Below are 13,239 nucleotides of genomic sequence, written 5' to 3' on the forward strand. Positions count from 1 at the left end.
CAGCAAAGAGGCTCCTTCCCACACAGGGAAGGAGCCTCTTTCACGCCCCCGTCAGCTGCCGGTCCGGTCCGCCCACTCCGCGAGGCCCGGGCTCACTGTAGCAAACCACGGTTCCTTGGCTTCCGCGTACCCGCTGCTGGAATTATCGGCCGAGTGTAGAGCCGCCAGCTCCCGCTTGAATGCCTCGTAGTGCATCCGTGGCCCGGCTTCTGCACGCAGCCAGTTCCTGAACGCCACGGCAAACACCGCCCCCGGGGAACCGTCCACGCGAACGTGCAGGTTCACGGGGCGGCCTGGATCCGCAGCAGTGTGGAACCTCTTCTCCCACCGTTCCCCTGCACTGCCACCGGCAAAGTCGTGGCCGGTATCCCACCATTGCCCGGCCTGAGCCGGGAACCCGGCGCTGGCGATCGCACCGGCCAGGGCCTCCGCATCCGCGAAGTCACGGACCCGAAGTTGCAGGTCAAGAACATCCTTGGCAGCCAAGCCGGGCACTGCCGTTGAACCGATGTGGTCGATGCCAACTGCCAGCTCCCCTGCCGCCCTGGCCAGTCTGGCCGTGAGGCGTGCTGCCTGGGCCGGCCAGCTGGGATCTGGCTCAACTATGACAACCGGACCGTCACGCCGCGCTGGGACGCCCGCGGCCAGGTTGGCGGCAAAGGGCAGCAGCCGCTCATGCCACAGGGCGTCAAGCCGGGCGATCACCGTTTCCGGATCTCCGGTGTTGCTGAGCACAATGTCTGCAGCGGCGTCTCGCTGCACATCATCCGCCTGCGCCGCCATGCGGGCCAGGGCATCTTCGGCGGACATGCCACGCTCACTTACCATGCGTTCAAGACGCACATCCGCGGGGGCGGACACCACAACCACCAGATGGAAATTGGCCCCTTGGCCCGTCTCCACCAAGAGCGGAATGTCCTGGACCACCACGGTGCCGGGCCCGGCGTCGCGCTTGATCGCCTCGGCAGACTCGCGAACCAGCGGATGCACAATACCGTTCAACACCGCCAGCTCGTCCTTGTCCGCGAACACGAGGGCACCAAGGGCCGCCCGGTTGAGGGTGCCGTCGGCAAGCAGCACGCCATCCCCAAAATGATGCACGACGGCGGCCAGCCCGGCAGTGCCCGGCGCCACCACGTCCCGGGCCAACTGGTCGGCGTCGATGACGGTGGCCCCCAACTCGCGGAAGCGGGATGAAAGGAGCGATTTCCCAGCAGCAATACCGCCGGAGAGTCCAAGTGAAAGCATCCACCCATACTAGCCAGCATCTCCCAGCCGACACGTTCCCGCCGGACGATGGACCGGTAGGGTCAGTGGGACAGCGGTGGGACGGCCAGCCTTCGCTAGGATCAAAGGATGACTTCCTCCATGACAACGCCGGGCCCGAACAGCTACACGACGCTGGCGCCCGGAGCGGATTTTCGTCATGAACTTGCCATCAAGCGGTCCCGCTTCATCACTGTGCTGCGCCGAGTTGAAAACGAAGCGCAGGCGCGGGAGCTTGTGGCTGAACTGCGGCGCGAATTTCACGATGCCAGGCACCACTGTTCAGCGTTCGTGATTGGCGCAAACCGTTCACTGCAACGCTCCAACGACGACGGCGAACCCTCCGGAACGGCTGGAATCCCCATGCTGGACGCGCTCGTGAAACGCGAAACACGTGCTGCGTCTCTCACCGATGCGGGCAGCACAGCCATCGCCGACCTCAGTGACGTGTGCGCCGTCGTCGTCCGCTATTTTGGCGGGATACTGCTGGGGGCCGGCGGATTGGTGCGGGCATATTCCGAATCGGTCAGCACTGCAGTGGCTCTCGCGCCATTGGTGCACCGGGAACGGCTGCGACTCTTTCAGGTGCAGATGCCACATGCGGAGGCGGGCCGGCTTGAGAATGAGCTACGCAGCGCCGGCTACGCCATGACAGGCAACGACTACGACCCCGTTCACACTCACGTTGGACTGGCCATGGCCGATGATCCCACAGTGATCGCCACGGCTCGGGAGCGGCTGGCATCTTACACAGCCGGGCGGTGCCAGCTCTTGGAAGTAGGCACAGATTGGGTAGACCGTCCGCTCTCACGTGGGCGTTAACGGCGGCGCTGCTGCAGTCCTTGCCGGTACGCGGTGCTGGGCTGGTAGGTGTTGTGGGTCAACTGCTGCTGCCTGTCGAAACGAACACCCCGCGGGCTGCTCGGCAGCAACAGCAAAATGAAGATGATCAACGCGCCAACATAGGGAATAAGAGCGAGTGCCAGAAGACCGGCACTGAGGTTGGCGTCATGAAGCCTGCGAACCACCAGCGCCAAGGATGGCAGCAGGGTGCCCGCGAGAAACAGGAAATAGCCCAGTCCCACGAGACCGCTCAGAATGGCCAGGGCGCCTAGATCCGAGGTGACCGACACGAAGATGATGGCCGCTGTGGAAACCAGCACCATAAATAGTTGCACCCACCAAAAGTCGCTGCGGCTGGAACGCCCGCTGAATGTGGCGTAGTGCTTGAAGAAACGACGGGTGGACGTCAGCAGTCCTGCTGGTTGGTCCATCCGGGGTGCAGGATTGAACGGCGGCACAGCCTGATCGGCTCGAGGTGGTGATTGGACGCCCCGGTCTAGTTGCGCGGGCGGGGCGGACTGGGCCTGCGGCCGATAAGGACGTGGCTCATCTACTGAGGGTGGTGGGGTTGGAGGACTGAAGTAGCCTGCGGGAATGAAATCCTCCGGCGGCGTGTACGGGACGGGCCCGCTCTTTGATCCGGCCGCGTTCTGAGCTGACATACGCCGCTTCCCCCTGTGTAGAGTGTCTAGTTTTGAGCATAGTCAAAGCCTCTGACAAAGTCGCTCGGGCATGGACTAAAAGGGCTAAAAAGTATGGATTAACAAGTGTGGGTCCCCTGCCATTGGCAAGGGACCCACACTCTGTTCAACTCCCTACAATTTCATGCAGGAAGGTGATTAGCCGAAATTAGTTTCCGGTCAACTTTTCGCGCAAGGCAGCAAGTGCCTCGTCGGATGCCAACGTGCCGGCACCTGACTCGGTTGCAGCAGGCTCGGAGGAGTAGCTGGCCCCTGCGGACTCGCCACCTTCACCGGCGTTGTCGGCAGCTGCATCTTCTGCGGCGTGCTCGGCAACCTGCTTCTTGTGTGATTCCCAGCGGGTCTGGGCATCAGCGTACTGCTGCTCCCAAACGGCGCGCTGGCTCTCGTAGCCTTCAAGCCACTCGTTGGACTCGGAATCGAAGCCCTCGGGGTACTTGTAGTTGCCCTCTTCGTCGTACTCGGCAACCATGCCGTACAGTGCGGGATCGAACTCGGTGGAGTCGACGTCGACACCTTCGTTGGCCTGCTTGAGGGACAGCGAGATGCGGCGGCGTTCCAGGTCGATGTCGATGACCTTGACGAACAGTTCGTCACCAACGGAGACAACCTGTTCGGCCAGCTCAACGTGGCGGACAGCCAGCTCGGAGATGTGGACGAGGCCTTCAATGCCGTCTTCAACGCGAACGAACGCACCGAAGGGAACCAGCTTGGTGACCTTACCGGGGACAACCTGGCCCAGCGCGTGTGTGCGGGCGAAGGTCTGCCACGGATCTTCCTGCGTAGCCTTGAGCGAGAGCGATACACGCTCGCGGTCCAGATCCACTTCGAGAACCTCGACGGTGACTTCCTGGCCAACTTCGACAACCTCGGACGGGTGGTCGATGTGCTTCCAGGACAGCTCGGAAACGTGCACGAGGCCGTCTACGCCGCCAAGGTCCACGAATGCACCGAAGTTGACGATGGAGGAAACAACGCCGGGACGAACCTGGCCCTTTTCCAGCTTGTTGAGGAACGTGGAGCGAACCTCGGACTGGGTTTGCTCGAGCCAGGCACGGCGGGACAGCACAACGTTGTTGCGGTTCTTGTCCAGCTCGATGATTTTGGCTTCGATCTGCTGACCGATGTAGGGAGCCAAGTCGCGCACACGGCGCATCTCGACGAGCGATGCGGGCAGGAAGCCGCGCAGGCCGATGTCGAGGATAAGACCACCCTTGACCACTTCGATGACGGTACCGGTAACGACGCCGTCTTCTTCCTTGACCTTCTCGATGTCGCCCCAGGCACGCTCGTACTGCGCGCGCTTCTTGGAGAGGATGAGGCGGCCTTCTTTGTCTTCCTTCGTGAGGACCAAAGCTTCGACCTGATCGCCAACGGCGACTACGTCACCGGGATCAACGTCGTGCTTGATGGACAGCTCGCGGGAGGGGATGACACCTTCGGTCTTGTAACCGATGTCGAGCAGAACTTCGTCGCGGTCAACCTTGACAACAATACCTTCGACGAGATCGCCGTCGTTGAAGTACTTGATGGTTGCATCTACTGCGGCGAGGAATTCTTCAGCAGTACCGATGTCGTTGATGGCAACAACAGGCGTGGTACTCGTCTTCTCGGGGGTCGTGATGGTCATGTAGTAGGGGCTCCGATGTGGATAGTTGGTTTCGCCAAACCCGGGCAATGGACGCAAAAGGCCGCGCCTTTGCCGTAACCGGGTCCGGAATTATTATGGTTGCAGGGGTTCCTGCGGATCGTACTCGTATGTCCTGAGCGGCCCGTGACTGGTTGTGCCAGTCGAAACGACCCATGACATGCCCATTTAGTCTAGTTGTTTGAGACATCCAGCGCAAAACCGCGTCCGACGGCGATAATTGCGATTGTGAATAATACAACCCTTCTGGTTCTGGGCACTCCAGCATGGGTTTTGCTTGCGGTTTTCCTGGTTCTGGCGGCCGTCATGTGGCGCACGGCCCTGGACCGTTCCCCGTGGCAGATGCTGGTGGCGGGACTGCGTGCCTTTGTACAGCTTTCCGCCGTCGCCGTTGTCATTGCACTGCTGTCCAACAGTGGGGCGTGGGCATTTACCTTTGTGGCCGTGATGTTTCTCGTTGCCGCCTGGACCTGCGGACACCGTGTTGCACCGCGTGGGCGCTGGTGGCTGGCTGCCATCCCCCTGGCGGCCGGGGTCGCTCCGCCGGCAGTGCTCCTGTTTGCCGTCGGCGTGCTGCCGTTTCAGGCACTGGCCATTATCGCGATCCTGGGCCAGCAGATCGGCGGCGCCATGTCCACCGTCACACTCAGCGGCCGACGGGTGCGTGACGAACTGGAATTGCGCAAAGGTGAGGTGGAAGCGGCCGTGGCACTCGGTATGGAGTGGCCGGCCGCGCGCATGCTGGTGGGCCAACCCGTGGCGGGCGAGGCTGTCCTTCCATCCATCGATCAAACCCGGACGGCAGGGCTCGTCACGTTGCCCGGCGCATTTGTCGGCATGATTCTCGGAGGAGCCACACCATTGGACGCCGGGCTCATTCAACTCCTCGTGCTCATATCGCTGTTGCTGGTCAACTCCAGCGCTGCGACCGCTACATTGTGGCTGTGCTGCCGCGGCGCCTGGACACGTTCAGCCTGAACGCATCCTTTCCACAAGGACGCACCTTTCCCGCTTATGCGCCGTTTCCACACCACTGACATGCAGACAAGGTGCGTTCATGGAAATATCCGCGTCCTCGACACCGGCAATACTGCTCCGGCACGCACCAACGCGGCACGGATGCGGGCTTCAAGGGCCACCGGATCCCTGAAATCAGCCCAGCCAATCCGAATGAACTGCCACCCCAGCTCCATGATGTCCTTCTCACGTTGCCGTTCATTGGCCAGCGCCTCCGGAGTGGGCCGATAGTTGAAGTACTTGCCCCAGCCGTCAAATTCGAGGATCAGCTTGTAGCGGCGCCACGCGAAGTCAACGCGGTACTCGCCCTGGCGTGTTGAAACCGGCACTTGCAGTTCCGGGAGGGGCAGGACCGTCCCTGCCAGGAACACCCTGGTTCGAGACTCCCCCGCAGATTCACTATTCACGTCAAGAAAGTCCAGTGCCCGGTGGGCCCGAGCAGCACCGCGTTTGATGGGGCTGGCCGCCAATTGCTGCTGGAGTGCTGGCAGCGATACGCCACTGCGCAGGCCATGGTCTCCGATGACAACCGCCTGTTCCAGAGGGAATTGCCTGGAACAATCCAAAATGGTCCGTTCCACGGAGGTGACGGGAATGCGCAGCGGGCCGATCCGCACCAGAGCCATCTCCTGTGGCGAGAACACCTGCCTGTGTGGAACGACGTTGGGGCCACGGCCGGAACTGGCCGGGGAGTACGCAAAGCTCATATGCACAGCTGCCCCGCATCCCCACGTGCTGAGCCCGTGGAGCCGTGCGGCACTGGAGTGCGAATAGACGCCCTGGCAGTTCGACGCAAGAACATGGGCCATCAACCGGAGGTGTTCCCTGTGCCATGGTGCAGCGGCGTTCCACTCGACAGTCCTGATGTAAGCACCGCGCTGCAGCCGTTGCAACAGCCCCAGTTCCACTGCGCTCCCTACCAGTCTCCCACCGAGTCCGTGGGCCGCCAGCATGGCACTTGTGGCGACGCCGCTGACGGCGGTGGCAGGCCAATGGCTTGAAAGTGTTGCCTGAAGTTTACTCTTGTCCATGTCCCATCGTGACCCCGGGCGCAGGTGTTCGAGGCGGTCTTATGGGGTCATGTGGACAACACGGTGAAGCCGCACCGCTGTGGAGGAACAGCCGCCGTCGAGCTTGAGGCCAGAAAGGGAAGACCGTGGATCATAAACGCACCTTTGCTGCTTATGCGGGGGTGGCGGTCACCGGATGAGCCGCGAAGGTGCGTTTATGCGCTGAACCGACTTTTAGAAGTCCGTCATGCAGTGTGGCGCCTCGGCTGCGGCAAACATGGCGTCGAACCGTGCCACGGCGCGGGGGCTTTCCTCGCGGATCCGACCTGCCTTTTGGAGAGTGTGTGCACTGACCCCGCCCAGGTACAGGCTCGAGAGTTCGCTGACACCCATGCTGAGCTCGGATTCAACGGATCCGTCTTCCGGGCAGCGCGTGACAGTGGCCTTGCCGTGAACCACTGTGATCCGGAAGATGCCCGAGGCGTGGCCGAGGGGATCACCCACGTGAATGGTCAGGGTGCCGTCCACTGGGTACTCACGGGCAGCCAAGGCTCCTGGCGTGTCCAGGATGCGCAGCCACAGGTGGTCCTCGGTCAGGGTGCGCTTATAGAGCCGCTTGGCTGCCATGGCCCACTCGAGCGGGTCCACCACAGGAGCGGAGTCCCAGGTGATGACGTCGATCAAGTCCAGCGAGCCAAGGTAGTTCCACAGCGCCAGGTACGCAGCATCGTCGACGGCCAGGAAGTCAACAATGTCCACGCTGGGGCGCTTCTTGTCACGCCGCGGACGGTACGTCACATAGCCGTTGACGGTACCCGCGTCATCGTAGTGCAGCGCCGCACGGATGTTCTTCATGGGCTTGGTCAGTCCGTAGTTGGCCTGTCCGGAGGCCGAAAGCCTGTACATGTCCTGACGTCCAATGGAGCCGTAGGTGGTGGCGTGGACGCGGGCAAAGATCTCATTGTGCAGGTCCCGCACCGTGCTGACATCTGCAATTTCCACAACACCCCGGTGCACGGAAGCCGGCACAATGAAATCGAGCCCGCCCTTGACGGTGACTTCAATGGTGCTGTTGTCCGTGGCGACGCCAAATCCGAAGCGGCCGTAGATGGTAGCTTCCGACGCCGTGAGCGCGGCGATGGGGATGCCGGCTGCTTTGGCCTGGGCCAGGTCGGAGCCCATCATGGCCCGCAGCAGGCCGCGACGGCGGTGGCTGGGCCGAACTGTCACGCCGGTGATCTGGTGAACCGGCAGCAGCGTCCCCGCCCCGACGTTCAGGCTCTTGCGGTGGTAGGCGTAGGTTGCTACCGGATAGTCCGGTCCCCAGGCTCCCGCCGGGGCGTTGGCGTCAATGAGGTACGCACCTGTGGACACCTGCCCGTCAACCTCCGCGGACGTGGCGTACAGTTCGATCTCCGCGTCGCCGAGCGTATCGCCGTGGAACCCCAAGGTGACGGCCTGCATCCACTTCGCAAGTTCCGCAGGTACCTTCCCTCCAACCAACCGTGAAGGGAAGGAACGCAGTTCGTAGGGAAAGGAGCGGGACTGGCGGTTGATGGCCGGTTCGTAGCTTTGCGGCATGGGATGCCTTTCATTGTCTGTGCTGCGTGTCGGTGCTGCGGCGTGGGTGCGATACCTCAGTGGGTCAGTGGCCCGCCTCGTTCCAGCTGGCGCCCAAGCCCAGCTGCACATCGAGCGGAACCAACAGATCCGCTGCAGCGCCCATCTGTTCCACCACCAAGGCCTTGACGGCTTCGAGTTCGCCCGGCCACACTTCGAGGATCAATTCGTCATGGACCTGTAGCAGCATCCGTGACTTGAAGTCCTTGTCCTTCAGTTCCGCGGCCACACCCAGCATGGCGTGCTTGATGATGTCCGCGGCCGATCCCTGGATGGGAGAGTTCAGGGCCACCCTCTCGGCCAGTTCGCGCAGCTGCCGGTCGGCGCTTGAAAGGTCGGGCAGGTAGCGGCGCCGTCCTTCAATCGTGGACGTGAAACCGTCGATGCGGGCTTGTTCGACGACGCCGCGCAGGTAGTCGCGGACCCCGCCAAAGCGGTCAAAGTAGTCCTTGACCAGCGTCCTTGCCTCATCGACGGAGATTTCCAGTTGCTTGGACAGACCAAAGCTGGTCAGCCCGTAGGCCAGACCGTAGGACATGGCCTTCACCTTTGAGCGCATGGCCGAGGTGACTTCTTCCGGCGCAACGCCAAACACGTGCGAGCCGACGTATCTGTGCAGGTCCTCGCCCTCGGCATACGCCTGGATGAGCCCGGCATCACCGGAAAGGTGTGCCATGATGCGCATTTCAATCTGCGAGTAGTCAGCGGCCAGCAGGCATTCGTAGCCCTCGCTGACAACGAAGATGTCCCGGACGCGACGTCCCTCTTCTGAACGAACCGGGATGTTTTGCAGGTTCGGGTTGTTTGAGGACAAACGCCCGGTTGCTGCCACGTTTTGCGCATACGTGGTGTGGATTCGGCCGTCATCGGCCAAGGACTTCTTCAGGGTCTCCACCATTTGCTTGAGTTTGGACGCTTCGCGGTGGGCCATGAGCTGGGCCAGGAACTCATGCCCGGTCTTTTCCAACAACGTCTTCAGGGACGCTGCATCGGTGGTGTAGCCGGTTTTGATCTTCTTCGTCTTGGGCAGCCCCAGCTCCTCAAACAAGACTTCCTGCAGCTGCTTGGGCGATCCAAGGTTCACCTCGTGCCCAATTGCGGCGAAAGCAGCCTGCTGCGCGGCGTTCATGGCGGCGGTGAAATCGGCCAGCAGGGTGGCCAGGCGGTCCTGCGAAACGGCAATGCCGGTCAGCTCCATCTGCGCCAGCACGGCGGCCAACGGCAGTTCCATGTCACGCAGCAGCACGGCAGCGCCACGTTCTTCCAGCAGCGGGCCAAAGTGTTCGCTCAGCAGCAGTGCGACATAGCCGCGTTGCACGGCCTCGGCCAAGGACGTGTCCTCTTCCAAGCCCAGCTCCAGCTGCCCCGACGGCTCCGCAGCACCATTGTCGAAGCTGATCTTCAGGTGGACCTGGCTCAGCTCGTTCAGTTCGTAACTGCGGCGGTCGGGCTGGATGAGGTAGCCGGACAGTGAGGTGTCATCCTGCACCCCTGCCAGCCACAACCCGCGCATTGAGAGGGCCTTCAAAGCCTCCTTGTACTCGTGCACGACCTTGGGCGCCTCGGACATCAGCCAGGCTGCGAGGGTGGATTCCAGTTCGGCGTCGGCGGTGCGCAAGTCAACCACGACGGCGGAATCGTTGCGGACCAGCGCCACGGCCGTTGCTTCACGGGCCAAGCCCACGGGTTCACTGATCACATCAACGGCTACCGCGCTGTCCGCTGTCACGCCGTCAACACCATCCGCGGCCAGCCAGTGCTGCAGTTCGGATGCTTCAACCACTACGCGGTGGGCGGGCACCTGGTGGGTTTCACCGGCGTCGGGCTCTTCCTCGGCACCGAACAGGTCGAAGAGCCGCTTGCGCAGGGTATTGAACTGCAGCGAGTCGAACAGTTCCTCCACAGCTTCACGGTCCGGGGCCTGCAGTTCCATGTCCTCCAGGGCCACTGGCAGGTCCATGTCGCGCAGTAGGTGGTTCAGGTGGCGGTTGCGCTTGACGTCGTCGACGTGCGCCCGCAACGATTCGCCCACTTTCCCGCCGATGGCATCCAAGTTTTCCAGGATGCCTTCAAGCCCGCCATACTGGTTGATCCATTTGGCCGCAGTCTTGGGCCCGACGCCGGGCACGCCCGGAAGGTTGTCTGCCGTCTCCCCCACCAGTGCCGCCAAGTCTGAGTACCGATTCGGCGGCACGAAGTATTTTGCTTCCACGGCCGCTGCATCCATCGGCGGAATGTCGGAGATGCCCTTCTTCGGGTACAGCACCGAAACCTTGTCGGTGATCAGCTGGAAGGCGTCACGGTCGCCGGAGACCACCAGCACGTCCCAGCCTGCCGCCTCGCCTTGCGTGGAGAGGGTGGCGATGATGTCGTCCGCTTCAAAGCCGTCCACCGAGATGGTGGGAATGCGCATGGCCGCCATGACCTTGATGATCAGGTCGATCTGGCCGTAGAACTCCTCGGGCGTCTTGTTGCGCCCGCCCTTGTACTCGGTGTATTCGAGCGAGCGGAACGTCGGCGTGTCAAGGTCGAAGGCCACTACGACGTGGGTGGGCTTCTGCTGCCTGATCATGGTCAGCAGCATGGCCGTAAAACCGTGGACCGCGTTCGTGTACTGGCCGGAGTCAGTGACGAACTTATCCGCCGGCATGGCATAAAAGGCGCGGAACGCCATGGAGTGCCCGTCAAGGACCAGCAGGCGCGGGGTTTGGCCATCAGGGACCCCGTTGCCGGGTGTGGTTGCAACAGTGTTCTGGGGGGCCGTCTTGGCAGATTCGCTCACAGGTGCCAGCCTAGTCATCATGAGCGACAATTTCACACCGCATCCCCTTTCCGACGAACTCCTGGCCGCAGGCATCCCTGCCGAACACCACGGACTGCTGGGCCCGCACGGGGTGGGCGCCCTGGTGGCAAAGATGGGCATCGTCTTCACCCACATGTCCGTGGATTCCATGGTGGCCACCATGCCGGTTGAAGGAAACACGCAGGTGACGGGCCTGCTGCACGGCGGCGCACATGTGGTGCTGGCTGAAACTTTGGGCTCGTTTGCCGCCGCTTTCCACGCCGGTTTGGACAGCCGAGTCGTGGGGATTGAGATCAACGCCACACATCACCGGGGTATTTCGGCGGGCCTAGTCACGGGCACCGCCACCCCCATCCACCTGGGCCGGACGCTGGCCACACACCAGGTGGTCATGACGGACTCTGCGGGCCGGGCCCTGTCCACGTGCCGCATCACCAACATGATCCTGTCCCGCTGACCCACTCTCGCCCGACGCAAGCTTCTTTCGCGCACAATCGCCCGTTTCGTTTATTAACGACGCCGGGCACTTGCCTACCGCTGCAGCGGTAGGCAAGTGCCCGGCGTCGTACGTTAACGCTAAACCCGACGGATGAGCTGCTAGAAAATGCTGCCGATCAGATGCGCCGCGGCTGCACTGAAGGCCGGAACTATCAAAATGATGGCGATGGCCACGGCCAGCACGCAGAACCCGAAGCACACATACGCTCCCCACTGGGCAACATGGTTGACGTGGGCTTCGTCGTCGGCGCTGACGGCTGTGAGGCGAACGCCCAGCGAGTACATGGTCACGACAAAGCCGGCGCCCACCAGCGTGGTGATCGCAACAATGACAAATCCAAACCAGTCAATCATTTCTTCCCCTTCTTGGAACCGGCGTTGGACTTGGGCGCCTGCGCTTGAGCGGCTGCCTTCGTCATTGCCTTGAGGACGGCGGTGTCGGCCCGGTCAAGCGCCGTTTGCGCCACGGCACGGGCGGCGGCTGTTTCGGCCGCACGCTTGGCTGCCTTCTCAGCGATCTTTTCCGCTGCACGAGCCTTGGCCGCGAGCTTGTCACGTTCCTTCTTGCTGGGAATGTGCATGGCCTCACCCACGGCGTCAACATCGCTGATGGCGTTGCTGTGGTCAACAACTTCACGCTGGGAGATGACGAACATGACGAGGATGGCGCTCAAGCCGAGTCCGGCAACAATGATGATGCCGACCAATCCGGTGCGGATCAGCAGGGCGGCAAGGCCACCGACCAGGGCGGCTGAAGGGAGCGTGAACAGCCAGGCCAGGCTGATCTTGCCGATCTGGCCCCAGCGAACGGTGGAACCCTTGCGACCAAGGCCAGAACCGATAACAGAGCCTGAGGCGACGTGGGTGGTGGAGAGTGCAAAGCCGAGGTGACTGGAGGCCAGAATGGCTGCAGCCGTGCTGCTTTCCGCGGCAAAGCCCTGGGCGGGCTTGACGTCCGTCAAACCCGAACCGAGCGTACGGATGATGCGCCAGCCACCGGCGTAGGTTCCGCCGGCGATGGCCAGTGCACAGGCCGTGATAACCCAAATGTGCGGCCCGGTGCCTGCTTGCTGGAGTCCCGAAGCGACAAGGACAAGGGTGATGACACCCATCGTCTTCTGCGCATCGTTGGTGCCGTGTGCCAGTGCAACCAGTGAGGAGCTAAACACCTGGCCACGACGGAAACCGCCACGCTTCTGCGTGAGTTTGTCTCCCGAGTCCGGGTCCGAACGGCGGGTGATGCTGTAGGCCAGCTTCGTGCACACGTAAGCGACAAGGCCAGCAATTGCGGGGGCAAGGAGAGCCGGCAGCAACACCTTGGAAATGACCACCATGAAGTTCACGGCACCGAAGGACCAGGTGCCCACAATGGCTGCGCCGATCAAACCGCCGAACAGGGCGTGGGAAGAGCTGGAGGGCAGGCCAAGCAGCCACGTGAACAAGTTCCACAGCACCGCGCCCATCAAACCGGCGAAAATCATTTCCGGTGTGATGGCCACACCGTTGGGCCCGCTCTCATTGATAATGCCGCCGGAGATGGTCTTGGCTACTTCAGTGGACAGGAAAGCTCCCACCAAGTTCAAGATCGCCGCCAGGGCAACAGCTGTTTTGGGTTTGATGGCACCTGTGGCAATCGGCGTTGCCATGGCATTGGCTGTGTCGTGAAAGCCATTCGTAAAGTCAAAGAAAAGGGCCAGCGCTATAACCAGCACGACCATGAAGGTGAGATCCACCCGCGATCCAATCTAGAGGGGGCAAAAGCGAAACTTCGAAGAAGTCTAGTCGGATACGCACGTCAACGGTGCACCGGGCATTCAAAGCGCCTGTGCACTG

Annotated in this window: 11 protein-coding genes; 3 read left to right on the forward strand and 8 right to left on the reverse strand. The window is 62.2% G+C overall.

What is annotated here, in order from left to right; genetic code table 11:
• Window positions 1-51: 51 nt before the first annotated feature.
• Window positions 52-1,248: a dephospho-CoA kinase gene (gene coaE, locus Q4P21_RS07140; RefSeq protein ID WP_303388103.1), complete on the reverse strand. Its 1,197-nt coding sequence runs from the start codon at window positions 1,246-1,248 to the stop codon at window positions 52-54.
• Between the two features lie 108 nt (window positions 1,249-1,356).
• Between coaE and Q4P21_RS07145 the strand changes: the two genes are divergently transcribed.
• Window positions 1,357-2,088 carry a YigZ family protein gene (locus Q4P21_RS07145; RefSeq protein WP_303388104.1) on the forward strand — a complete coding sequence of 244 codons (732 nt, stop codon included), beginning with the start codon at window positions 1,357-1,359 and terminating at the stop codon, window positions 2,086-2,088.
• Here the strand turns inward: Q4P21_RS07145 and Q4P21_RS07150 are convergent.
• Together Q4P21_RS07150 and rpsA are read right to left on the reverse strand one after the other, a co-directional pair.
• Complete coding sequence (locus Q4P21_RS07150; protein WP_303388105.1) at window positions 2,085-2,540, reverse strand: DUF805 domain-containing protein; 456 nt, start codon at window positions 2,538-2,540, stop codon at window positions 2,085-2,087. The two genes, Q4P21_RS07145 and Q4P21_RS07150, sit on opposite strands and share 4 nt — an antisense overlap.
• A 418-nt stretch (window positions 2,541-2,958) precedes the next feature.
• The gene (gene rpsA, locus Q4P21_RS07155; protein WP_303388106.1) at window positions 2,959-4,440 is read right to left on the reverse strand and encodes a 30S ribosomal protein S1; all 1,482 of its coding nucleotides are present in this window, start codon (window positions 4,438-4,440) and stop codon (window positions 2,959-2,961) included.
• Window positions 4,441-4,686: 246 nt separating this feature from the next.
• Here rpsA and Q4P21_RS07160 point away from each other — a divergent pair, with 246 nt between their 5' ends.
• A complete protein-coding gene (locus tag Q4P21_RS07160; RefSeq protein ID WP_303388107.1) occupies window positions 4,687-5,436 on the forward strand; it encodes an ABC transporter permease in 750 nt (249 codons plus the stop codon).
• A 77-nt stretch (window positions 5,437-5,513) separates the two neighbouring features.
• Here Q4P21_RS07160 and Q4P21_RS07165 read toward each other — a convergent pair whose 3' ends face one another.
• The 3 genes from Q4P21_RS07165 to polA all read right to left on the reverse strand — a co-directional run bounded on the left by Q4P21_RS07165 (window position 5,514) and on the right by polA (window position 10,908).
• Window positions 5,514-6,506 carry a hypothetical protein gene (locus Q4P21_RS07165; RefSeq protein WP_303388108.1) on the reverse strand — a complete coding sequence of 331 codons (993 nt, stop codon included), beginning with the start codon at window positions 6,504-6,506 and terminating at the stop codon, window positions 5,514-5,516.
• A 213-nt stretch (window positions 6,507-6,719) separates the two neighbouring features.
• The gene (locus Q4P21_RS07170; RefSeq protein ID WP_303388109.1) at window positions 6,720-8,066 is read right to left on the reverse strand and encodes a GNAT family N-acetyltransferase; all 1,347 of its coding nucleotides are present in this window, start codon (window positions 8,064-8,066) and stop codon (window positions 6,720-6,722) included.
• 64 nt (window positions 8,067-8,130) lie between these two features.
• A complete protein-coding gene (gene polA / locus Q4P21_RS07175) occupies window positions 8,131-10,908 on the reverse strand; it encodes a DNA polymerase I (RefSeq protein ID WP_303388110.1) in 2,778 nt (925 codons plus the stop codon).
• Between polA and Q4P21_RS07180 the strand changes: the two genes are divergently transcribed.
• Window positions 10,907-11,365, forward strand: coding sequence for a hotdog fold thioesterase (locus Q4P21_RS07180; RefSeq protein ID WP_303388111.1), 459 nt, complete (start codon window positions 10,907-10,909; stop codon window positions 11,363-11,365). The two genes, polA and Q4P21_RS07180, sit on opposite strands and share 2 nt — an antisense overlap.
• Before the next feature lie 140 nt (window positions 11,366-11,505).
• Here the strand turns inward: Q4P21_RS07180 and Q4P21_RS07185 are convergent, their stop codons facing one another.
• Window positions 11,506-11,760, reverse strand: coding sequence for a hypothetical protein (locus tag Q4P21_RS07185; protein ID WP_303388112.1), 255 nt, complete (start codon window positions 11,758-11,760; stop codon window positions 11,506-11,508).
• Complete coding sequence (locus Q4P21_RS07190; protein ID WP_303388113.1) at window positions 11,757-13,139, reverse strand: inorganic phosphate transporter; 1,383 nt, start codon at window positions 13,137-13,139, stop codon at window positions 11,757-11,759. The genes Q4P21_RS07185 and Q4P21_RS07190 overlap by 4 nt, the downstream gene beginning before the upstream one ends.
• Between the last annotated feature and the right edge of the window lie 100 nt (window positions 13,140-13,239).

This window comes from Arthrobacter sp. (assembly GCF_030540645.1).
Taxonomy (GTDB): Bacteria; Actinomycetota; Actinomycetes; order Actinomycetales; family Micrococcaceae; genus Specibacter.